We start from the raw sequence: 21079 nt of genomic DNA, 5'->3' as shown, positions 1-21079 counted from the left end.
CGCGACCGGCCTGCATCCGCGTAGCAGATCCGGTACGGCTGGTGCCGGGGACTGGAGGAGTCGATGAAGACCAGGGCAGCCGTACTGCGCGACACCGGGCAGCCGTTCGAGATCACCGAGCTCGAGCTCGACGAGCCCAAGGCCGGCGAGGTGCTCATCCGCTACGTCGCGGCGGGGCTGTGCCACTCCGACGAGCACCTGCGGCACGGCGACATCGTCCCGCAGTTCCCCATCGTCGGCGGGCACGAGGGCGCCGGGGTCATCGAGAAGGTGGGCCCGGGCGTCACCCGGCTGCAGCCCGGCGACCACGTCGTCTGCTCGTTCCTGCCGGTGTGCGGCCACTGTCGCTGGTGCTCCACCGGCAAGTCGAACCTCTGCGACATGGGCGCGTCGATCCTCGTCGGGAACCTCCCGGACGGGACCTTCCGCTTCCACGACGCCGACGGCAACGACTACGGCGGCATGTGCATGCTCGGCACCTTCTCCGAGCGCGCCGTCATCAGCGAGAACTCCGCGGTGAAGGTCGACCCCGACCTGCCGCTGGACAAGGTCGTGCTCATCGGCTGCGGCGTCCCGACGGGCTGGGGCTCGGCCGTGCACGCGGCGGCCACCGAGCCCGGCGACACGATCGTCATCTACGGCATCGGCGGGATCGGCATCAACAGCGTGCAGGGCGCGGCGCTGGCCGGAGCGCGCAACGTCGTGGCCGTCGACCCGCTGCCCAACAAGCGGGAGGCCGCCGAGCAGTTGGGTGCCACGCACAGCTGCGAGACCGCCGAGGAGGCCCAGGAGCTGGTCCAGGAGCTGACCCGCGGGGTCGGCGCGGACAAGGCGATCATCACCGTCGGCGTCGTCGACGCGAAGGTGGTCACCGACGCGGTGAACACCATCCGCAAGGGCGGCACGGCGGTCATCACCGGCCTGGCCGACCCGACCAAGAACAACATCGAGCTCAGCAGCTCGCTGCTGACGCTGTTCGAGAAGACGGTGAAGGGCAGCCTGTTCGGTTCCGGCGACCCGTTCCACGACATCCCGAAGATGATCGAGCTGTACCGGTCCGGGGACCTCAAGCTGGACGAGCTGATCACCCAGACCTACACCCTCGACCAGGTCAACCAGGGGTACGAGGACCTGGTCAACGGCAAGAACATCCGCGGCGTCATCGTCTACGACACCCCTCCGCTGGAGGGCGCCCCGGCCTGACCTCCACGAGGTCTGCACACTGGTCCCCACGGGCCGGTGTGCAGACCTCGCCGTCCGTCGTCGAGGGAGGAGTCGCGTGGGGAACCCGACCGCGCCGCACCCGGTCATCGGGCTGCAGCGGGAGCGCGAGGTGCTCAGCGTCGCGCTGCGGACCAACCGGCACGTCGTCCTCGAGGGGCCCCCGGGCACGGGCAAGTCGACGCTGCTGCGCGCGATCGCCGCCGACGCCGGCCAGGAGGTCGTCTTCGTCGAGGGCAACGCCGAGCTCACGCCGGCCCGGCTGATCGGCCAGTACGACCCGGCCGCCGTCCTGGCCGAGGGCTACGTGCCCGCCAGCTTCACCGACGGGCCGCTGCTGACGGCGATGCGCGGGCACGGGCTGCTCTACCTCGAGGAGCTCAACCGGATCCCCGAGGAGACGCTCAACGTCCTCATCACGGTGCTCACCGAGGGCGAGATCACCGTCCCGCGGCTGGGCCACGTGCGGGCGGCGGCCGGGTTCCGCCTCATCGCGGCGATGAACCCCTTCGACGCCATCGGCACCGCCCGGGTCGGGCAGGCGATCGCCGACCGCATGTGCCGGGTGGTGCTCGGCTACCAGGAGGCCGACGCGGAGCGGGCCATCGTCGCCGCGGTCACCGGGGCGCCGCCGTCGCTGATCGGGCTCGCCGTCCGGCTGGTGCGCGCCACCCGGGTGCACCGCGACGTCCGCATGGGCTCCTCGGTGCGCGGCGCCACCGACCTGGTGCTGCTGCTGGGCGGCCTGCTCGACGTGCGCGGGCAGTCCGGTCTCGGGGCCGACGGCGCCCGGGAGACCGCCCGCGACGCCGCGTACGCCGCGCTGTCGGGCCGGATCCGCGTCGCCGAGGGCGTCGAGCGCACCCCCGAGGCGGTCATCGACGACATCCTCGACGACGTGTGGCCGGAGACGGGACCGCCACCGCCCGACGAGCAGCCCCCGGCCGATCCCTCGAGCGGTGGTGATCAGGGAAAAGGTGAGGGCCCGCCGGAGTCCCCGGCGGGCACCGACTCCCCGTCCTCCCTGCGGCGCGACCGGCGCTCCGGAGGCGGCCGGCGGCAGACCAGCCGCCGCGAGATGGCCGCCCGGCACGAGGCGTTCGAGGAGGTCAGCCCCGAGGTCGGCGAGCTCGACGAGGAGGCCTTCGCCGCGCTGATGGCCGAGGACGCCGACGCCGCGGCCGCCCTGCTCACCGACCTCGCCGCGGCCACCGACCGCGAGCTGCGCGCGGCGGCCCGGCGGCTGGCCGGGCGGGTGTTCGTCCAGGTCGGCCGGGTGGGCCGGACCCGCACCCGCGGCACCCGGCGGCTGGTGCCCGACCACCGCGGCGACGGCGACCTCGACCTCGACCGCACCCTCGACCGGTGGGACCTGGGCACCCCGCTCGAGCCCGGCGACCTGGTGACCCGCCGCTGGACCGGGCACCGGCGCGCCGTCTGCCTCGCCGTCGACACGTCGGGGTCGATGACCGGCCTCGGGGTGGCGATCGCGGCGATCGCGGCGGCCGGCGTCGTCCTCACCGGCGACGAGAAGCTGCGGACCAGCCTGCTCACCTTCGGCCGGGACGTCGACGTCGTGCAGCGCTCCGGCCACCGGCGGGCCGTCGAGGACGTCGTCACCCACCTGCTGGGGCTGCGCGGCCACGGGATGACCGACCTCGCCGCCGCCCTGCGCGCCGCCCGCCTCGAGCTGGCCGCCGAGGTCGCCGACGAGCGGGTCGTCGTCCTGCTGTCGGACTGCCTGCACACCACGGGCGACCCGCCGGAGTCCGCGCTCGGCGGCATCGACCGGCTGCACGTGCTCTGCCCGCTCCCGACGCCCGAGGCGGAGGAGGCCGCGCGGTCGCTGGCCGGACGCGGCGGCGGGACGGCGCAGATGGTGCGCACGGTGCGCGACCTCGGCCCCGCGCTCACCCGCCTGCTCGGTTGATCACCGGGTGCGTGCACGCCCGACCGGCGTGTCCGCGCGTGTCGGCGGCAACAGTCCGATGATCGACGGCCGCTACGGCAGCAGGCCCAGCCGCCGGGCGCGGACGACGGCCTCCAGGCGGGTGTGCGCGTCGAGCTTGGTCATCGCCGAGCCCAGGTAGCTCTTCACGGTCTCCGGCCGCAGCGACAGCCGCGCGGCGGTCTCCCGGTTGCTGCAGCCCAGCGCCACCTGGGTGAGCACGTCGACCTCGCGGCCCGACAGGTGCACCGTCGCCGGCTCGTCCTGCGCCGCGCCGAGAGCGGCCAGGCGGGTGCAGGCGGACAGCAGCCGGTCGCGCAGGGCGGCGTCGTCGGTGGCGGAGGCGGCCAGCCGCAGGTCGGCGTGCACCGCGCGCACCTCCTCCCACCGGGCGGGGTCCTCCGCCGCCGGCGGGCCGGACGGGACGGCGGCCATCAGCGCCAGCCGGCGGTCGACCTCGTCGCGGACGCCGAGCTCCGCGGCCATGCGCGAGGCCGCCCGGGCCAGCGCGTCGCGCACCCGATCGCCGACCGAGCCGCCCTCGCGGCTGGCGGCGTACAGCACCGCCCGCGGCCGGCCGTCGACCAGCACGGGGACGGCGGCCACGGTGCGCAGGCCCTCGGCCAGCACCGGCCCGTCGTAGTCGTGGGTGATGTCGAGCGCGCGGCCGTAGTCCTCCACGCCGGCCGCCCGGCCCTCACTGAGCACCCGGCCGCCCAGACCCGCGCCGGCGCGCACCTCCAGTCCCCGCAGGTACCGGGTGCGCCCGCCCAGCAGCTCGGCGATCCGGAAGCTGCCCGACCCGACCGGCCCGGCGAAGGCGACGCTCATCCCGGAGGTGGCGCGGACCTCGCGGACGGCGGCGCGCAGGGCGTCGCGGTCGTCGGGACGCGCGGCGGGCGGCAGCGGCACGAGACCTCCTCGCCGAGGGGTGGTGACCCGGGTCACGTTAGCGCAGGTCGCGAGGGTGGTCGGCAGACCCGGGAGGACGGCCGGCGGGCCCGGCGCGATCGGGGGTGGCGGCGGACGGGAGGCCCGGCCGACCATGCCCAGCACGCACCCCCGACGACGACGAGGAGGCCGTGATGCCCGGGCCTGCCACCTCCGCCTACCGCGCCGCCCGCGACCAGCTGCTCGCCCTGCGCGGCGACCCCGTGCGGGCGGCCGCGGAGTTCGGCTGGCCGACGATCGAGGGGCCGTTCAACTGGGCGGTCGACTGGTTCGACGAGGTCGCCCGCGGCGTCGAGCGGCCCGGGCTGGTGATCTCCGAGGACGACGGCAGCACGGGCCGGTGGTCCTTCGCCGAGCTGTCCCGCCGCTCCGACCAGGTGGCCGCGTGGTTGCGCGAGCGCGGGGTGCGGCGCGGCGACCGGGTCGTCCTCATGCTCGGCAACCGGGTCGAGCTGTGGGAGTCGATGCTCGCCGTCATGAAGCTCGGCGCGGTCATCATGCCGACGACGACCGCCCTCCCGCCCGCCGACCTCGCCGACCGCATCGGCCGCACCGGCGCCCGGCACGTCGTCGCCGACGCCGCCGAGGCCGCGAAGTTCGACGCCGTCCCCGGCGACTACGGCCGGATCGCCGTGGGTGGCGAGCCCGCCGGCTGGGCGCCCTACGCCGACGCGGCCGGCGCCCCGGACCGGCCGCTGGGCCACCCCGGCACCGAGCCCGGCGACCCGCTGCTCCTGTACTTCACCAGTGGGACCACCAGCCGGCCCAAGCTGGTCGAGCACACCCAGGTCAGCTACCCGGTCGGCCACCTGTCCACGATGTACTGGCTGGGCCTGCAGCCCGGCGACGTGCACCTCAACATCAGCTCGCCCGGCTGGGCCAAGCACGCGTGGAGCTGCTTCTTCGCCCCGTGGGCGGCCGAGGCGACCGTCTACCTCGCCAACTACCGGCGTTTCGACCCCGCGGTCATGCTCGAGCGGATCCGCAGCGCGGGGATCACCACCTTCTGCGCCCCGCCGACCGTCTGGCGGATGCTCATCCAGGCCGACCTGTCCGCCGGCCCGGGCGACCTGCGCGAGGTCATCGCCGCCGGTGAGCCGCTCAACCCCGAGGTCATCGAGCAGGTGCGCCGGCGCTGGGGACTGGTCCTGCGCGACGGCTACGGCCAGACCGAGACGACCGCCTCGGTGGGCAACCCGCCCGGGGCACAGGTGCGGCCGGGCTCCATGGGCCGCCCGCTGCCGGGCGTGCCGGTGGTGCTCGTCGACCCGATCACCGGGCAGCCGGGGGACGACGGCGAGATCTGCCTGGACCTCTCGCAGCGGCCCGTGGGCCTCATGACCGGCTACCAGGGCGACCCCGAGCGGGCGGCGGATGCCATGGCCGGCGGCTACTACCACACCGGGGACGTCGCGACCCGGGACGCCGACGGGTACATCACCTACGTCGGGCGCACCGACGACGTCTTCAAGGCCAGCGACTACAAGATCAGCCCGTTCGAGCTGGAGAGCGTGCTGATCGAGCACCCGGCGGTGGTCGAGGCCGCCGTCGTCCCGGTGCCCGACCCCGTGCGCGCGGCCGTCCCCAAGGCCTACGTCACCCTGGCGCCGGGCTGGGAGCCGGGCCCCGAGACGGCGCTGGCGGTGCTGCGGCACGCGCGCGAGCGGCTGGCGCCCTACCTGCGGGTGCGCCGGGTGGAGTTCGCGGAGCTGCCGAAGACCATCTCGGGCAAGATCCGCCGCGTCGAGCTGCGGCAGCGCGAGGAGCACGCGGCGCCGCAGGGCACCGGCACCGACTACGCCGACACCGACTTCCCCGAGCTGCGCGGCTGAAGCGGCCCCCTGCCCGCCGGGAGCGCCGGCGGGCACGGGGCGGCGGCTCAGCGGTCGGCGTCGGTGTAGACGACCATCCCGCGGATGTTCTTGCCGTCGCGCATGTCCTCGTAGCCCTGGTTGATGTCCTCGAGCGAGTACCGGGTGGTCACCAGGTCGTCGAGCTTGAGCTGACCCTCCTGGTAGAGCGCGAGCAGCTCGGGGATCGCCGCCCGCGGGGCCAGGCCGCCGAAGATGGCGCCCTGCAGGTCCTTCTGCAGCAGCGTGAGCTCGAACAGGCTGAGCTTGACGTCGGTGTTGGCCGCGTTGCCCATGCCGGTGACGACGGCGCGGCCGCCCTTGCCGGTCAGGCTCAGCGCGGTCTGGATGTCCTCGCCCTGGATGTCCCCGACGGTGATGATCGTCTTGTCCGCCATCCGGCCCCAGGTCAGCTCGTTGACCTTCTCGGTGGCCTCCTCGGCGTTCTCGAAGACGTGCGTGGCGCCGAGGTCCATGGCCCACTCGCGCTTGCGCGCCACCGGCTCGATCACCATGACCCGCTTGGCGCCGGCCGCGGCCGCGCCCTGGACGGCGTTCATGCCGACCCCGCCGGCGCCCATGACGACGACGTTCTCCCCGGGCCGCACGTCGGCGACCTTGGTGGCCGAGCCCCAGCCGGTGGTGACACCGCAGCCGACCAGCGCCGCGACCTCCAGCGGGATGTCGGGCTCGATCTTCACCACCGACGCCTGGTGCACGGTCATGTAGGGCGAGAACGTCCCGAGCAGGCACATCGGGATGACGTCCTTGCCCTTCGCCTGCACCCGGTAGGTGCCGTCGGAGATGGCCGTCCCGGCCAGCAGGTTGGCGCCGAGGTCGCAGAGGTTCTGCATGCCCTTCGAGCACGGCGGGCACTGCCCGCACGCGGGGATGAAGGCGGTGACGACGTGGTCGCCCTCCTGCAGCCCGGTGACGCCGGGCCCCACCTTGGTGACCACGCCGGAGCCCTCGTGCCCGCCGATGACCGGGTAGAACGCGACCGGCGTGGCGCCGTTGACCAGGTGCTCGTCGCTGTGGCAGAGCCCGGAGGCGGCCAGCTGGACCTGGACCTCGCCCTCACGGGGGTCACCCAGCTCGATCTCCTCGACCGACCACTCCTCGCCGACACCCCACAGGATCGCGCCCTTGGTCTTCAACCCTCGTCCCTCCGTCCGCCCCGCCCTCGTCGGCGGGGTCACGGCGCACGGACTGTGCGCCGGGCCACAGACTGTGGCGGGCCGCAACCCCCGTCAAGTCCGCGGCAGCGGTGGTGCCCAGCGGCCGGGGTGGCAGGTGGTCAGCGTCAGGTGGGCGCCGGTGGGGCCGGCCCGGCCCGCGGTCCGCGACACTGGGCGGCATGTCGGGGGCTCCGGTGGTCGTGGTCGGCGCCGGCCCGGTCGGCACCACCGCGGCCCTGCTGCTGGCCCGGCACGGCCTCGAGGTCGTGCTGCTGGACCGCCGCCCCCGGCCCTCCGACCTGCCCCGTGCGGTCCACCTGGACGACGAGGCGCTGCGGGCGCTGGCCGACGCCGGCGTCGCGGACGGCTTCCTCGCGCTGAGCCGGCCCGCGGCGGGGCTGCGGCTGCTCGACGCCGGCCACCGGACGCTGGCCGAGTTCCGCCGGGAGCCGGACGCGGGCCGGCACGGCTGGCCGCAGGCGTCGATGTTCCACCAGCCCGACCTCGAGGAGCTGCTGGGCGCCGCCGTCGAGCGGGCGCCCGCCATCACGGTGCGCCGGGGTGCCGAGGTGGTCGGGCTGGCCGCGGCGGACCGGTCCGTCACGGTGGAGGTGCGGGACGGCGGCCGGCGCCGGGACGTCGTCGCCTCGGCGGTGCTCGGCTGCGACGGCGCGCACAGCACCGTCCGCGGCCTGCTCGGGACGCGGATGCGCGACCTCGGCCGGCCCGACCGGTGGCTGGTGGTGGACCTGCGCTCGCCGGCGCCGCTGCCGGTGTGGCCGGGCGTGCACCAGGTCTGCGACCCCGCCCGCGCGGCCACGTTCATGCCCGTCACCGGCGACCGGTACCGCGTCGAGGCGCGACTGCGCCCGGGGGAGACCGCGGCCGACCTCACCCGGTCCGCGACGCTGCACGCCCTGCTGGCGCCCTTCGGTGCACAGGACGCCGAGGTGGTCCGGGCCGCTGAGTACGTCTACCGCGCGCAGGTCGCCGACCGCTGGCGCCGCGGGCGGGTGCTGCTGGCCGGCGACGCCGCGCACCTGACCCCGCCGTTCGTCGGCCAGGGCCTGGGACTCGGTCTGCGCGACGTGCACCAGCTCGCCTGGAAGCTCGCCGCCGTCGTCGGGGGGACGGCCGGCGAGGAGCTGCTCGACAGCCACCAGGCCGAGCGCGAGCCGCACGCGCGGGCGCTGGTCCGGCTGGCGGCGCTGGTCGGGCGGCTGATGACCGGTGGGGGAGCGGCCGCCGCGCCGGTCCGCCGCGCGGTGCTCACCGCGGTCGGCCGGGTGCCGGCGCTGGCCGCCTACGCCACCGACAGCCGGACGCCGGCGCTGCGGGGCGGGCCGCTGGTGGACCGGCGCGGCCGGCCCGGCCGCCGGCTGGCCGGCACCCTCGTGCCGCGGGCGCGGGTGCGCGCCGGCGGGCGGGAGTGCCGCCTCGACGACGTCCTCGGCGCCGGTCCCGCGGTGCTCACCGCGGGCGGCGGCGTCCTGGCCGTCGAGGCCGGCGGGCGGCGGACCGAGGTCGACGACGTCGACGGTGTGCTCACGGCCTGGCTGCGGGCCGGCCGCGCGACGACGGTCGCCGTGCGGCCGGACCGGGTCGTCCGGTCGGCCTCCTGACGCATCGGCGGCCGGGAGCCGGGTAGGGGTCGGACATGCAGATCGACAAGAACCAGATCCTCGAGCTCCTGCGCTCCCAGGGTGACGACGCCAAGGCGCAGCAGGCCGACCAGGAGCTGCCCGGCCAGGTGGACACCGACGAGCACGCCGGGATCCTGCAGAAGCTCGGCCTGAACCCGATGGACCTCGTCAAGATGCTCGGCGGCGGTGGTGGCGGCATCGGCGGCGCGCTGGGCGGCGTCCTCGGCCGCTGAGGAAGGACCCCGTCCTCCCCACCCTCCGCAGGCTCAGGGCGGGACCCGGGACGGGGCCGCCCCGCCCCCCACCGCTGGCACGCTCGCGGCGCGCCCCTGCAGGGGGTCGCCCGGCGGGCACGCCCCCGGGGGTGCCTGGTGCACTCCCGCGGGCGTGCGTGTCCGTCGCACGCGATTGTGTGACGGGCATCACGACTCCGGCTATCGTGGGCGGGCCGCTCGCGCCCCCGGAGGTCGTCGTGCCCGCAGACTCCCGCGATCCCGCGGACACCCGCCTGCCCGTCCCGCCGTCCTCCCCGCCGCGGTGACCGCCGTCCCGCTGCAGGCCGGCCCGTCCGTGGCCGGCATCCCGCCGACCCGGGAGCTGCGGCCTCGCGCCGAGCCCGCGGCCGGACCGGCTGCCGAGGCCGAGCACCGTCTCGACGTCGCCGCCCAGCGCGAGGCGGTGGACGCCGAGCGGCACCGCATCGCCCGCGAGCTGCACGACAGCGTGGCCCAGCACGTCCTCTCGGCCGGGATGACCATCGAGTGGTGCCGGCCGGAGGTGGCCCACCACGCGGAGGTGCACGAGCGGCTCGGCCACGCCAAGGCGCTCACCCGCGAGGCCGTCGAGCGGCTGCGCGGGGCCATCCACGCGCTCTCGGTGCACGCGTCCGACGTCCCGGAACCGGGGCTGCCGGGGCTGCTGGACCGCCTGCCGACCGTGCCGGGGCTGGCGCTCGCCGTCCGCGTCGAGGGTCGGCCGCGGGTGCTGCCCCCCGACGCCGAGCACCAGCTGTTCCGGATCGCCTCGGAGTGCCTGTCCACCACCGCTCGGCACGCGCGGGCCGGCCGCGCCGTCGTCCGGCTGGGCTACCGCCCCGACGGGCTGCGGCTGTCGGTCGCCGACGACGGCGCCGGCGACCCCGAGACGCTGCGCCGCGCGCTGCGGGCCGCGGCCGGCCGGGACGACGGCCACCACCGCGGGCTGCTCAACATCGCCTCCCGCTGCCGCGAGCTCGGCGCCACGCTGCGCTTCACCCGTGCCCGCCTGGGCGGGGTGCGGGTGGAGGTCCGGCTGCCCCTGACCCCCGAGGAGACCGGTGACTGACCCGATCCGGCTGGTGATCGTCGACGACCACGCCATCGTCCGGCAGGGGCTGCGCTCGATCCTGGAGCGCGAGCCGGACATCGAGGTGGTCGGCGAGGCCAGCACCGCCGCCGGCGCCCTCGACCTGGTCGCCGCGGCCCGGCCGCACATCGTGCTGCTCGACCTCGAGCTCTCGGCCGGCTCCGACGTCACCGGGCTCGCCCTGTGCGGCGAGCTCACCGCCCGCACGCCGGCGCCCGGCGTCCTGGTGGTGACGACGTTCCTCGACGAGCGGCTGGTGCTCGAGGCCATCCAGCGCGGCGCCCGCGGCTACGTGCTCAAGGACGTCGACGCCGTCGCGCTGGTCGCCGCCATCCGCGCGGTGCGCCGCAGGGAGAGCGCCTTCGACAGCCACAGCGCCGCGATGGTGGTCCGGTCGCTGGCCGCCCCGCCGCCGCCCTCGCCGTCGTCCCCGGACCTCACCGGCCGCGAGCGCGAGGTGCTGGCGCTGCTGGCCCGGGGGCTGTCCAACGAGGCGATCGGCCGGGAGCTCTACATCTCGGCGACGACGGCGAAGTTCCACGTCACCAACCTCATGCGCAAGCTCGCCGTCTCCCGGCGCGCCGAGGCGGTCTACGCCGGGTCGAAGCTCGGCCTCATCTAGATGACTGATTCCAAGGGTCAGTGGTCGTAGGCGAGTAGCGATCGGCGGACGGGTTGGCCGATGTGGTCGTTGTGCCAGATCGCTGCGGTCAAGGCGAGCAGGCGCTGGAGCACCCGGATCAGCACACCAGCCGGGGTGTGGCCGCCGTGCCGTTCCAGGTCGAGTTGGCCTTTGAGGGTGTCGAAGACCGACTCGATGGTCTGGCGCAGCGGTTTGAACACCGAGGCACCGGGCCGGTCGGGTTCTCCGTGGCGGGGGCGGCGCAGCAGGATCAGGCCGGCGTCGGTCAGCTCGGCCTCGAAGCGGCGGCCGTAGTAGTGCTTGTCGGTGATGAGGATCTGGCCGGGATGACTCCAGACGAGGGCGGGGTCGGCACCGAGCAGGTCGAGCAGCACCTGGCGCTCATCGGCCTTGGCGCCGGAGATGGCGAAGGCGACCGGTAGTCCCTGCAGGGTGGCGATCAGGTGCAGCCGCAGTCCCCAGAAGTAGCGGGTGTGGCTGGCGCAGTAGCCGTACTCGGCCCAGCCGGCCAGCTCCGAGCGGCGCACTGCTTCCCGGGAGCGGGCGCATTCGATGGGCGTGGAGTCGATCACCCATACGTCGTCGGCCCACAGGCTGGTGTCGGTGGCCAGGGCGCGGATCAGCCAGATCACGGTGCCGGCGAGGCGGCGCAGCCGCTTGTTGTAGCCGGGCTGCTGGGGCAGGTAGGAAAACAGCGGGTGCAGTTGCTCGCCGGCGAACCGCAGCCAGCGCGCCTCGCTGGTGAACCCGAGCAGCGCCTGCAGCACCGCCAGGGTCACCAGCTCGGCATCACTGATCCGGGGGGCGATGCCGCTCGCCGGTCGCCAGGGCAGCCGCTCCGGCGCGGCCTTCAGCAGATCGTCAGTGCGGGCATACAGTGCCGTCGCGAGGGTGTCCAGGTCGGCGTCCACGAGGGCCTCCCGGCTCGACGTTGGGTTAGCAACGCCAAGCCTGAGCACCCTCGCCTGTGATCACACGGGCTTGAGCCCGGCCCCCTTGGAATCAGTCATCTAGTCGCGCGTGGTGACACGCCCGGTCGCGCGTGGCGACACGCGCACGACACGGTGTAACCGGACCACGACCCGTGAGGCCGCGCCGGGAGCCGGGCCGGACGTGTCGTGCGGAGGCTGCCTGGCCTCGACCGGAGGCTGCCCGGCTCTAGCTTGTCCCGGCATGACGACCACCGTGGCGGACTCCGGACAGGTCATCCTCGGCGACCGGGTGGTGCACCGCCTGGGCTACAGCGGCATGAAGCTCACCGGACCCCGGGTGCTGGGTCCCCCGGCCGACCGTGAGGCGGCGCTGGCCGTCCTGCGCCGGGCCGTCGAGCTGGGGGTCGACCACATCGACACCAGCGGCCTCTACGGCCCGCACGTCGTGAACGACCTGATCCGGGAGGCGTTGCACCCCTATCCCGAGGACCTGGTCATCGTCACCCGGGTGGGTGCCCGCCGGACACCGGAGGGGGCGTGGCAGGAGGCGCTGACACCCGCGGAGCTGCGCCGGTCGGTGGAGGAGGACCTGGAGCACCTCGGGCTGGACGCGCTGCACGTCGCCACGCTGCGGATGCCCGGCCTGAGCGAGCCGGCGGAACGCTCCCTCGCCGAGCCGTTCGAGGCGCTGGCGCGGCTGCAGCAGCAGGGTCTCGTCCACCGGCTCGGGGTCACCCACACCACCAGCCGGCAGGTGGCCGAGGCGCGTGCCATCGCGCCGCTGGCCTGCGTGCAGAACCACTACAACCTGATCCACCGCACCGACGACCGCCTGGTCGAGGACCTGGCCCGGGACGGGATCGCCTACACGGCGCTGGAGGGGGTCTCCTACACGTCGTTCTTCCCCGTCGGCGAGATGACGCCGCCGCAGTCGGCGGTCCTGGAGACCGTCGCCGGGCGGGTGGGGGCGAGCCCGGTCCAGGTGGCCGTCGCGTGGCTGCTCGCCCGTGCCCCCAACGTGCTGGTCATCCCCGGTGCGACCTCGGTCGCGCAGCTGGAGGAGCTGTTCGCGGCGGGCGAGGTCGAGCTCGGCCCCGCCGACATCGAGGACCTGGACCGCATCGCCGGCATGGGGGGACCCGCCCCGCCCCCCGGCGGCGGGCCCGCGTGGGGCGGCCGCCGGGGATGACCGCACGCCGGGTGGCGGCGCGACGTCGCCCTGCCGGCGGTGGCGACGCGGTTCAGCTGCCCTCGGCGATGCGCCTGATGGCGGCGAGGGTGGCCGGGACGCCCTCGTGCGCGGCGCGGGTGCGCAGCTCGATCTGCTGCTGCGCGTCCGCGCCGTAGCGCTCGGCCATGAACGCCAGCCCGTCGGGGAGGAACGCCCACGACTCGGTGAGCCGCGTGCCACCGTCGGCCGGCTCGAGCGCGTAGCCCCACCGGGCCCGTGAGCCGCCGACGGCCCAGGCGAACTCGCGGCCGCGGTCGGCCACGACCACCCGGCTGCGGGTCTCCCACGTGCGCTCCGGCGTGACGTTGCGGCCGGTGAACCAGTCGCCGACCGCACCCGTGGCGCCCTCGTCCCACCAGGCCGCGACGCAGACCGGGCTCCACTCGCCGGTGCGGGTCACGTCGCTGACCAGGTCGTAGAGCTCCTCGGCCGGGACGGCGACGACGACGGAGTCCGAGAACGTCAGGTCGGTCACCGGTGCAGTCTGCCCGTCACCGGGCGGAGGCGCGGGTGACCACGTCGGTGGCCCAGCTCTCCAGGCCGCTGTGGTCGCGGATGACCTCCACGCGGTCGCAGTACTCGGCGTAGGCGGGCAGGTCGCAGCCGCCCAGCGCCCACGAGCACCGCGGCTCGGGGGTCAGCCAGATCGGGTCACACCGGCGGCAGGGGTCAGGGGGAGGAACCGGCCGACCGGAGGTGGAGGTCGGGCCGTCCGGCCAGGTGCACCTGCCCGACCGGCCAGTGGGCGCGGACGCCCGTCCGTGCCGGACGAGATCGCCGATCTCGTGCGGCTGCGGGCGCCGGAGCGGACGAGATCGGCGATCTCGTCCGGGAGGGAGGGGCTGCGACGGCGACGACGACGCCGGGCATGCTGCGGGAGTGACTGCTGCCACCACCTACGACGTCGCTGCCGTCCGCGCCGACTTCCCGGCCCTGCGCGCCGGCGCCGCGCACTTCGACGGGCCGGGCGGCTCGCAGGTGCCACGCCAGGTCGCCGAGGCGGTGGCGGCCACCCTCACCGCGCCCATCGCCAACCGCGGGCAGGTCACCGCCGCCGAGCGCCACGCCGACGCGGTCGTCGTCGCCGCGCGGGCCGCGGTCGCCGACCTGGTGGGCGGCGACCCCGGCGGCGTGGTGTTCGGCCGCTCCATGACCGCGCTGACCTACGACCTCTCCCGCGCGCTCGCCGCCGGCTGGGGCCCGGACGACGAGGTCGTGGTCACCCGCCTGGACCACGACGCCAACGTGCGGCCCTGGGTGCAGGCGGCCGCGGCGCGCGGGGCCACCGTCCGCTGGGCCGACCTCGACCCCGGCACCGGCGAGCTGACGCCCGAGGCCGTCGCCGCCGTGCTGTCCGGGCGCACCCGCCTGGTCGCCGTCACCGGCGCCTCGAACCTCATCGGCACCCGCCCCGACGTCGCCGCGATCACCGCGCTCGCCCACGACGCCGGGGCGCTCGCCTACGTCGACGGGGTGCACCTCACCGCGCACGCGGCGGTCGACGTCGCCGCCCTCGGCGCCGACCTCTACGCCTGCTCGCCCTACAAGTTCCTCGGCCCCCACCTGGGCTGCGTCGTCGCCGCGCCGTCCCTGCTCGAGACGCTGCACCCGGACAAGCTGCTGCCCTCCACCGACGCCGTCCCCGAGCGGTTCGAGCTCGGCACGCTGCCCTACGAGCTGCTGGCCGGCACCACCGCGGCGGTGGAGTACCTGGCTTCGCTCGGCGGCGCCGACGGTGACCGGCGCGCCCGGCTGGTCGCGGGCATGGCCGCCGTCGAGGCGCACGAGGACCGGCTGCGCGAACGGGTGGAGGACGCCGTCGCGGAGCTGCCCGGCGTCACGCTGTGGTCGCGCGCCCGGCACCGCACGCCGACGCTGCTGCTCACCTGGGCCGACCGCCCCGCCGCCGAGGTGTCGCGGGCGCTGGCCGGGCGCGGCGTCAACGCGCCGGCGAGCAACTTCTACGCCATCGAGGCGTCCCGGCGGCTGGGACTGGGGGACGCCGGCGGGCTGCGCGTCGGCCTGGCGCCCTACACCGACGACGACGACGTCGACCGGCTGCTCGAGGGCCTGCGGGCGGTCTGAACCGGCCGGCCGGGGCGGGAGGGCGGACCGGCGGCGCGTCAGTCCCGGGCGCGCAGCTGCGGGAAGCCCTCCGCGAGCTGGCCGAACGCCGTCCGCAGGGCGTCGGACAGGTCGGCGCGCTGGTCGCCGAGCCACACCTCGAACGCCGTGGTCGCCGCCGCGCGGGTGGCGGTGGCGACCAGCCGGGGGAGCAGCGCCGCCGGGTCCTCGCCGCAGCGGCGGGCCACGTACCCGGCCACCACGCGGTCGACGTCGGCGCAGCGGACCTGCGAGTGGGCCAGCAGCGCCGGCTCGGTGAGGATCAGCCGCATCCGCTGGCGGAGCACCGGCAGGTCGGCCGCGGCGTAGTCGTTGACCTCGACGTAGGCGCCGAAGACGGCGGGCAGCACCGGGACGTCGTCGCCGGCCGCGGCGAGCAGGCCGGCCAGCCGGGCCACGTGGCCGGCGAAGTCCCCCCAAACGGCGTCGGCCTTGCTGCCCACCTGCCGGAAGAACGTGCGCCGGCTGGTGCCCGCGGCCGCGGCGATGTCCTCGATCGTCACCTGCTCGAACCCCGCGGCGGTGAACAGCTCCAGGGCCGCCTGCTCGATCCGCGCCCGGGTCCCCGCGCGGACACCGCCGAGCGCCCGGGGGAGGGGCCGGGCGGTGTCCGGGACGGTCCCGTGACCGTCCCCGGGGACGGCGGGGAGGGTCGACGTGCTCACGTCCCCATCCTGGCCCACCCGGTCGGACAGGTCGGTGCCGTCGCACCGGGCGGGTCGCGGGGACGCGCTTGCCGGTGGCACCGGGTGTCTCTAACGTCCTCGCCATCCCCCGCCCCGTGGAACCCGGAGGTCCGCATGCCCGAGACGCCCGCCCAGTCCGAGAGCCCGGCCGAGCCGACCGCCGCCGCCGAGGAGGTCCTGGTCGAGGAGTCCCTCGTCGAGGAGGTCTCCATCGACGGCATGTGCGGCGTCTACTGAGCCGTCCGGTCCCGTGGACCCCGCCGCTCCGGCCGCAGACGTCTTCGACCCGGTCCTGCCCTGGCGGCGGGCCCGGTCGGTCGCCCTGCGGCCGGAGCCGTTCGGGGCGCTCGTCTACCACTTCGGCAACCGGAAGCTCTCCTTCCTCAAGTCGAAGACGCTGGTCGCCGTCGTCGAGGCGCTGGCCGACCACCCCAGCGCCGACGCGACACTGCTCGCGTGCGGCGTCCCCGACGCCCAGCGGCCCGCCTACGTCAAGGCGCTGGCCGACCTGGCCCGCTCCGCCATGATCGAGAGAAGGACCTCGTCGCCCCCCGCCACTCGCCGGCTCGCGGCGGGTCCCTGCGACGAGGCCGCCCCGGAGGCTCACTCATGACCGCCGTCCTGCCGTCCCGTCCCGCAGCGCCGGAACGCCCCACCGGCGGCCGCCTGGTCGACCAGTTCGAGTACGGCCTCGACGCCCCGATCTGCCTGACCTGGGAGCTCACCTACGCCTGCAACCTGGCGTGCGTGCACTGCCTGTCCTCCTCCGGACGGCGCGACCCGCGGGAGCTGACCACCACCGAGGCCGAGGGCGTCATCGACGAGCTGCAGCGCATGCAGGTCTTCTACGTCAACGTCGGCGGCGGCGAGCCCACCGTCCGGCCGGACTTCTGGCACCTGCTCGACTACGCGATCGGCCACGACGTCGGCGTCAAGTTCTCCACCAACGGCGTCAAGCTGGACCGCGCCCGGGCGCGGCAGCTCGCGGCCACCGACTACGTCGACGTGCAGATCTCCCTGGACGGCGCGACCGCCGAGGTCAACGACCGCGTCCGCGGCACCGGCTCGTTCGCCACCGCGGTGCGGGCGCTGGAGAACCTGGCCGAGGCCGGGATGCAGGACTTCAAGGTCTCCGTCGTGGTCACGCGGGAGAACGTCGCCCAGCTCGACGACTTCCGGGCGCTGACCGACCGCTACGGCGCCCAGCTGCGGATCACCCGGCTGCGCCCCTCGGGCCGCGGGGCCGACGTCTGGGACCAGCTGCACCCCACCCAGGCCCAGCAGCGCGAGCTGTACTCCTGGCTGCTGGCCAACGGCGACCGGGTGCTCACCGGCGACTCGTTCTTCCACCTGTCGGCCTACGGCGAGGCGCTGCCGGGCCTGAACCTCTGCGGCGCCGGGCGGGTGGTCTGCCTGATCGACCCGGTGGGCGACGTGTACGCCTGCCCCTTCGCCATCCACGAGCAGTTCCTCGCCGGGAACGTGCGCGGCGAGGGCGGCTTCCAGCGGGTGTGGCAGCAGTCGGACCTGTTCCAGGAGCTGCGCAGCCCGCAGACCGGTGGCGCGTGCACGAAGTGCGCGCACTTCGACGCCTGCCGGGGCGGCTGCATGGCGGCCAAGTTCTTCACCGGCCTGCCGCTGGACGGCCCCGACCCGGAGTGCGTGCAGGGCTACGGCGAGGCCGCGCTGGCCGGCCGGGAGGCCGACCTGGTCACGCCGAGGAGCCACCTCGACCACTCGCACACCGGCCCGGTGCGCGGCCAGCCGACGCTGCTCGGCATGCCGGCCGTCCCCGCCCGGGCCTGCGACGAGTCGCCGCTGGCGGGCTTCGCCGGCTGAGCGTCAGCGCGAGACGACCAGCGCCGGCCCCTCGGGCAGCAGGGCGGGCGCGAGGTCCGCGAGCGTCATGGTGACGAGCAGGACGACGAGCACGGTGAGGGTGAGCACCTGGCACCTCCGGGTCGTGGGTGGACTCCCGCCCGGGGCGTCCCCTCGTGCTGGAGGCGCCCCGGAGAGAGCCACCTGAGCATCATCCGCGCGGCTGGCCGCAGCCGGGACGGCGGCTGGGAGTCCCCTGGCAGCACCCACGGGCCGGACGGCGCCCTCCCCGGGCGCGGTCCGGCCCGCCCCGTGGCGGCACCTTGTGTCCCTGCACACCATCCGCATAGTTTGTGGTCCAGGTCACCGACGTGCGGAGGAGTCCCCATGGGCAAGCTCGACGGCAAGGTCGCTCTCATCACCGGTGCCGCCCGCGGCCAGGGCCGCAGCCACGCCCTGCGCCTGGCGCAGGAGGGCGCCGACGTCATCGCCGTCGACCGCTGCGCCGACGTGCCGACGGTCGGCTACCCGATGGCGACGAAGGACGACCTCGACGAGACCGTCCGCCAGGTCGAGGCACTGGACCGGCGGGTCGTCGCCCGCGTCGCCGACGTCCGCGACACCGCGGCACTGACGGCCGCCGTCGACGAGGGCGTCGCCGAGCTCGGCCGGCTCGACATCGTGCTGGCCAACGCCGGCATCGCCAGCTTCGCGCCGGTGGAGGACCTCACCGACGAGATGTGGGACGAGATGATCGACATCAACCTGACCGGCGTGTTCAAGACCGTGCGGGCCGCGGTCCCGCACCTGCGCGCGCACGGCCAGGGCGGCGCCATCGTGCTCACCAGCTCCACCGCCGGCATCAAGGGCCTGGGCAACCTCGCGCACTACGTCGCGGCCAAGCACGGCGTCGTCGGCCTCGTGAAGACGTTCGCCAACGAGTTCGCGCCGGACATGATCCGGGTCAACTCGGTGCACCCGACGGCGGTGAGCACCGACATGATCCACAACCGCAAGACCTACGGGAACTTCGTGCCGGACAAGCCCGAGGACGAGGTCACCCAGGACGACGTCGCCCCGCTGTTCCAGGGGCTCAACGCGATGCCGGTCCCGTGGGTCGAGACGGCCGACATCAGCAACGCGATCCTCTGGTTGGTCAGCGACGACGCCCGCTACGTCACCGGCGTGCAGCTGCCGATCGACGCGGGATCGGTGGTCAAGTAGTGGCCGGCCGGATGGCGGGGAAGGTCGTCTTCGTCACCGGCGCCGGCCGCGGCATGGGCCGCAGCCACGCGATCCGGCTGGCCCGCGAGGGCGCCGACGTCGTCGGCATGGACGTCTGCGGGCCGATCCCGAGCGCCACCGGTCCGGTCACCACGCCCGAGGACCTCGCCGGGACGGTGAAAGCGGTCGAGGCGCTCGACCGGCGGATGGTGACCTTCCAGGCCGACGTGACCGACGAGGACGCGCTCACCGCCGGGCTGGCCGACGGCGTCGCCCAGCTCGGCCGGCTCGACTGCGCGATCGCCAACGCCGGCATCGGCGTCCCGCCGCACGAGGTGGCCGACACCCCCGCGCAGGAGTGGCGGGACATGCTCGAGGTCAACCTCACCGGCGTCTTCCTCACCGCCAAGGCCGCCGTCCCGTACATCCGCGCGCACGGCGAGGGCGGGTCGCTGGTCCTGGTCAGCAGCGCCCTCGGCCTGCGCGGGATGCCGAACGTGGCGTCCTACGTCGCCGCCAAGCACGGCGTCGTCGGGCTGATGCGCACCCTCGCCCTGGAGCTGGCGGCCGAGCGGATCCGGGTCAACTCCATCCACCCGACCAACGTCGACACACCGCTCATCCAGAACGAGAACGTCTACCGGCTCTTCCGGCCCGACCTCGAGCACCCGACCCGGGACGACGTCAGCGACGTCTTCGAGTCGCTCAACCTGCTGCCCACGCCGTGGGTGCAGCCCGAGGACGTCAGCGAGGCGGTGCTCTACCTCGCCGCCGACGACTCCGGCCGCTGGGTCACCGGGACCACGCACCGGGTCGACGCCGGCTGGATCACCAAGTGACCGACCGAGGAGGAACCGTGGCAGGACGCGTCGAGGGCAAGGTCGCCTTCATCACCGGTGCCGCCCGCAGCCAGGGCCGCAGCCACGCCCTGCGGCTGGCGCAGGAGGGCGCCGACGTCATCGCCGTCGACCTGTGCGGGCCGGTCGAGTCGATCTCCATGTACCCGCCGGCCACCGAGGAGGACCTCGCCGAGACCGTGCGGCAGGTCGAGGCGCTCGACCGGCGGATCGTCGCCACCAAGGCCGACGTCCGCGACCCGGCGGCCCTGCGCGCGGCGGTCGACGACGGCGTCGCGCAGCTCGGCCGGCTCGACATCGTGCTTTCCAACGCCGGCGTCTTCGAGCTGGCGCCCGCGCTCGAGCTCACCGACGACGCCTGGCAGGAGATGATCGACATCAACCTGACCGGGGTCTGGAACACCTGCCGGGTGGCGCTGCCGCACCTGATCGAGTCCGGCGGCGGGTCGATCGTCATCACCAGCTCGACCGCCGGGCTCAAGGGGACCGCGAACACCATCCACTACACCGCGGCCAAGCACGGCGTCATCGGCGTCATGCGCACGCTGGCCAACGAGTTCGGCAAGCAGTCGATCCGGGTCAACACCGTGCACCCGACCGGCGTGGACACCGTGATGATCCAGAACGAGAAGACGTGGGGGCTGTTCACCCCGGACGACCCGAACCCGACGCGGGAGAAGTTCGCCGAGCTGTTCGAGACGCTGCACCCGCTGCCGGTGGCCTACGTCGACCCGGTGGACATCTCCAACGCGATCCTGTTCCTGGTCTCCGACGAGGCCCGTTACGTCACGGGCGTGACGCTGCCGGTGGACGCCGGCTACACCATCCGCTGAAGAAGGACCCCGTGCCCCCCGACCCTCGCTCCGCTCGGGCCGGGACCCTGCACGGGGGCCGAGGGGCCGGGGGTCCTTCCTCAGGGCAGGTCGACCTTCTCGTGGTGACCGGTGTCGGGCTGCGAGCCCGTCGCCTTGGCCTTGACGAAGCTGAACGCGGTGGCCAGCCGGTTGCCCGGGCTGTCCCAGTACTCGGCGGAGTCGCCGTCGACCTTCACGAGCACCACGGACGGGTCCTCGGGGCCCTGCGGCAGCCACGCCTCGACGCCGCTGTTCCACAGCTCCTTCTTCTTCGCGACGTCGTCGACGACCAGCGCGTGCCCGGTCAGCGACACCCAGTTGCCGCCGCTGCCGACGCCGACGTTGACCTGCGGCGAGGCGGTGATGTGGGTGAGCCAGGGGGCGTCCTGCTGGGCGAAGAACCACAGGTCGCCGTCGAACTCGACCTCCTGCAGCGACATCGGCCGGCTGGTCAGCTTGCCCTCGGGCGTCGTCGTGGTGAGGAAGCCGAACTTCTCGCCCCTGAGGAGCTCGGCGACCTTGCGGGTGGACTCGGTGTCAGCGGTCATGTCCCTCCCGTTCCCCGCCAGGGCTCG

The 21079-nt window shown here is 74.8% G+C and carries 21 protein-coding genes; 15 read left to right on the top strand and 6 right to left on the bottom strand.

The genetic code is table 11. From position 1 onward, the window contains the following. The first annotated feature begins 63 nt into the window (after nt 1-63). Nucleotides 64-1203 (top strand): NDMA-dependent alcohol dehydrogenase, encoded by a 1140-nt coding sequence (locus tag JOD57_RS11475; protein ID WP_204692152.1) that lies wholly within the window; start codon nt 64-66, stop codon nt 1201-1203. 76 nt (nt 1204-1279) lie between these two features. Beyond that, a complete protein-coding gene (locus JOD57_RS11470) occupies nt 1280-3151 on the top strand; it encodes an AAA family ATPase (RefSeq protein WP_204692151.1) in 1872 nt (623 codons plus the stop codon). A 72-nt stretch (nt 3152-3223) separates the two neighbouring features. On the opposite strand, the gene JOD57_RS11465 is transcribed toward JOD57_RS11470, so the two are convergent. Beyond that, entirely contained in the window at nt 3224-4081 is an 858-nt protein-coding gene (locus JOD57_RS11465) for a LuxR C-terminal-related transcriptional regulator (RefSeq protein WP_307824619.1), read from the bottom strand. Nucleotides 4082-4254: 173 nt separating this feature from the next. Between JOD57_RS11465 and JOD57_RS11460 the strand changes: the two genes are divergently transcribed. Next, on the top strand, nt 4255-5952 hold the full coding sequence (locus JOD57_RS11460) for an AMP-binding protein (protein WP_204692149.1): 1698 nt from the start codon (nt 4255-4257) through the stop codon (nt 5950-5952). Nucleotides 5953-5999: 47 nt separating this feature from the next. Here the strand turns inward: JOD57_RS11460 and JOD57_RS11455 are convergent, their stop codons facing one another. After that, on the bottom strand, nt 6000-7127 hold the full coding sequence (locus tag JOD57_RS11455) for an NDMA-dependent alcohol dehydrogenase (RefSeq protein ID WP_204692148.1): 1128 nt from the start codon (nt 7125-7127) through the stop codon (nt 6000-6002). A 200-nt stretch (nt 7128-7327) separates the two neighbouring features. Between JOD57_RS11455 and JOD57_RS11450 the strand changes: the two genes are divergently transcribed. From JOD57_RS11450 to JOD57_RS11435, 4 genes are all read left to right on the top strand, one after another. Further along, the gene (locus JOD57_RS11450) at nt 7328-8770 is read left to right on the top strand and encodes a bifunctional 3-(3-hydroxy-phenyl)propionate/3-hydroxycinnamic acid hydroxylase (protein WP_204692147.1); all 1443 of its coding nucleotides are present in this window, start codon (nt 7328-7330) and stop codon (nt 8768-8770) included. Nucleotides 8771-8805: 35 nt separating this feature from the next. After that, nucleotides 8806-9024, top strand: a complete 219-nt coding sequence (locus JOD57_RS11445; protein WP_204692146.1) for a hypothetical protein — start codon at nt 8806-8808, stop codon at nt 9022-9024. Nucleotides 9025-9328: 304 nt separating this feature from the next. Next, a complete protein-coding gene (locus tag JOD57_RS11440) occupies nt 9329-10114 on the top strand; it encodes a sensor histidine kinase (RefSeq protein WP_204692145.1) in 786 nt (261 codons plus the stop codon). Beyond that, nucleotides 10107-10757, top strand: coding sequence for a MadR family response regulator transcription factor (locus tag JOD57_RS11435; protein ID WP_204692144.1), 651 nt, complete (start codon nt 10107-10109; stop codon nt 10755-10757). The genes JOD57_RS11440 and JOD57_RS11435 overlap by 8 nt, the downstream gene beginning before the upstream one ends. A 17-nt stretch (nt 10758-10774) precedes the next feature. Here JOD57_RS11435 and JOD57_RS11430 read toward each other — a convergent pair whose 3' ends face one another. Next, nucleotides 10775-11689: an IS982 family transposase gene (locus tag JOD57_RS11430; protein ID WP_204692143.1), complete on the bottom strand. Its 915-nt coding sequence runs from the start codon at nt 11687-11689 to the stop codon at nt 10775-10777. 262 nt (nt 11690-11951) lie between these two features. Here JOD57_RS11430 and JOD57_RS11425 point away from each other — a divergent pair, with 262 nt between their 5' ends. Continuing rightward, nucleotides 11952-12899, top strand: a complete 948-nt coding sequence (locus JOD57_RS11425) for an oxidoreductase (protein WP_204692142.1) — start codon at nt 11952-11954, stop codon at nt 12897-12899. Between the two features lie 52 nt (nt 12900-12951). On the opposite strand, the gene JOD57_RS11420 is transcribed toward JOD57_RS11425, so the two are convergent. Next, the gene (locus JOD57_RS11420) at nt 12952-13416 is read right to left on the bottom strand and encodes an SRPBCC family protein (protein ID WP_204692141.1); all 465 of its coding nucleotides are present in this window, start codon (nt 13414-13416) and stop codon (nt 12952-12954) included. A gap of 404 nt (nt 13417-13820) precedes the next feature. On the opposite strand from JOD57_RS11420, the gene JOD57_RS11415 reads away from it, so the two are divergent. Further along, the gene (locus tag JOD57_RS11415; RefSeq protein ID WP_204692140.1) at nt 13821-15026 is read left to right on the top strand and encodes a cysteine desulfurase-like protein; all 1206 of its coding nucleotides are present in this window, start codon (nt 13821-13823) and stop codon (nt 15024-15026) included. 38 nt (nt 15027-15064) lie between these two features. On the opposite strand, the gene JOD57_RS11410 is transcribed toward JOD57_RS11415, so the two are convergent. After that, on the bottom strand, nt 15065-15730 hold the full coding sequence (locus JOD57_RS11410) for an acyl-CoA-like ligand-binding transcription factor (RefSeq protein WP_204692139.1): 666 nt from the start codon (nt 15728-15730) through the stop codon (nt 15065-15067). A 135-nt stretch (nt 15731-15865) separates the two neighbouring features. On the opposite strand from JOD57_RS11410, the gene mftA reads away from it, so the two are divergent. From mftA to JOD57_RS11380, 6 genes are all read left to right on the top strand, one after another. Then, on the top strand, nt 15866-15988 hold the full coding sequence (gene mftA, locus JOD57_RS11405) for a mycofactocin precursor MftA (RefSeq protein ID WP_204692138.1): 123 nt from the start codon (nt 15866-15868) through the stop codon (nt 15986-15988). 13 nt (nt 15989-16001) lie between these two features. Continuing rightward, nucleotides 16002-16364 carry a mycofactocin biosynthesis chaperone MftB gene (mftB, locus tag JOD57_RS11400; protein WP_307824618.1) on the top strand — a complete coding sequence of 121 codons (363 nt, stop codon included), beginning with the start codon at nt 16002-16004 and terminating at the stop codon, nt 16362-16364. Then, a complete protein-coding gene (gene mftC, locus JOD57_RS11395; RefSeq protein ID WP_204692137.1) occupies nt 16361-17590 on the top strand; it encodes a mycofactocin radical SAM maturase in 1230 nt (409 codons plus the stop codon). Before mftB ends, mftC begins: the two co-directional genes overlap by 4 nt. A gap of 366 nt (nt 17591-17956) precedes the next feature. Then, a complete protein-coding gene (locus tag JOD57_RS11390) occupies nt 17957-18793 on the top strand; it encodes a mycofactocin-coupled SDR family oxidoreductase (protein WP_204692136.1) in 837 nt (278 codons plus the stop codon). Between the two features lie 11 nt (nt 18794-18804). Then, nucleotides 18805-19632, top strand: coding sequence for a mycofactocin-coupled SDR family oxidoreductase (locus tag JOD57_RS11385; RefSeq protein WP_204692135.1), 828 nt, complete (start codon nt 18805-18807; stop codon nt 19630-19632). A 17-nt stretch (nt 19633-19649) separates the two neighbouring features. Beyond that, nucleotides 19650-20483 carry a mycofactocin-coupled SDR family oxidoreductase gene (locus JOD57_RS11380; protein ID WP_204692134.1) on the top strand — a complete coding sequence of 278 codons (834 nt, stop codon included), beginning with the start codon at nt 19650-19652 and terminating at the stop codon, nt 20481-20483. Between the two features lie 80 nt (nt 20484-20563). Here JOD57_RS11380 and JOD57_RS11375 read toward each other — a convergent pair whose 3' ends face one another. Continuing rightward, nucleotides 20564-21052, bottom strand: a complete 489-nt coding sequence (locus tag JOD57_RS11375) for a pyridoxamine 5'-phosphate oxidase family protein (protein WP_204692133.1) — start codon at nt 21050-21052, stop codon at nt 20564-20566. Nucleotides 21053-21079 lie beyond the last annotated feature (27 nt).

The sequence above is a fragment of the Geodermatophilus bullaregiensis genome (assembly GCF_016907675.1).
GTDB classification, from domain to species: Bacteria; Actinomycetota; Actinomycetes; order Mycobacteriales; family Geodermatophilaceae; genus Geodermatophilus; species Geodermatophilus bullaregiensis.
The sequence above is the reverse complement of the archived record's forward strand: the minus strand, read 5'-3'. Positions and strand labels throughout refer to the sequence as shown.

Coding starts and splice junctions, on each gene's coding strand:
- JOD57_RS11425 (WP_204692142.1), top strand. CDS start 11,952: ATGACGACCACCGTGGCGGACTCCGGACAGGTCATCCTCGGCGACCGG.
- JOD57_RS11460 (WP_204692149.1), top strand. CDS start 4,255: ATGCCCGGGCCTGCCACCTCCGCCTACCGCGCCGCCCGCGACCAGCTG.
- JOD57_RS11390 (WP_204692136.1), top strand. CDS start 17,957: ATGGGCAAGCTCGACGGCAAGGTCGCTCTCATCACCGGTGCCGCCCGC.
- mftC (WP_204692137.1), top strand. CDS start 16,361: ATGACCGCCGTCCTGCCGTCCCGTCCCGCAGCGCCGGAACGCCCCACC.
- JOD57_RS11450 (WP_204692147.1), top strand. CDS start 7,328: ATGTCGGGGGCTCCGGTGGTCGTGGTCGGCGCCGGCCCGGTCGGCACC.
- JOD57_RS11445 (WP_204692146.1), top strand. CDS start 8,806: ATGCAGATCGACAAGAACCAGATCCTCGAGCTCCTGCGCTCCCAGGGT.
- JOD57_RS11385 (WP_204692135.1), top strand. CDS start 18,805: ATGGCGGGGAAGGTCGTCTTCGTCACCGGCGCCGGCCGCGGCATGGGC.
- mftA (WP_204692138.1), top strand. CDS start 15,866: ATGCCCGAGACGCCCGCCCAGTCCGAGAGCCCGGCCGAGCCGACCGCC.
- JOD57_RS11475 (WP_204692152.1), top strand. CDS start 64: ATGAAGACCAGGGCAGCCGTACTGCGCGACACCGGGCAGCCGTTCGAG.
- JOD57_RS11375 (WP_204692133.1), bottom strand. CDS start 21,052: ATGACCGCTGACACCGAGTCCACCCGCAAGGTCGCCGAGCTCCTCAGG.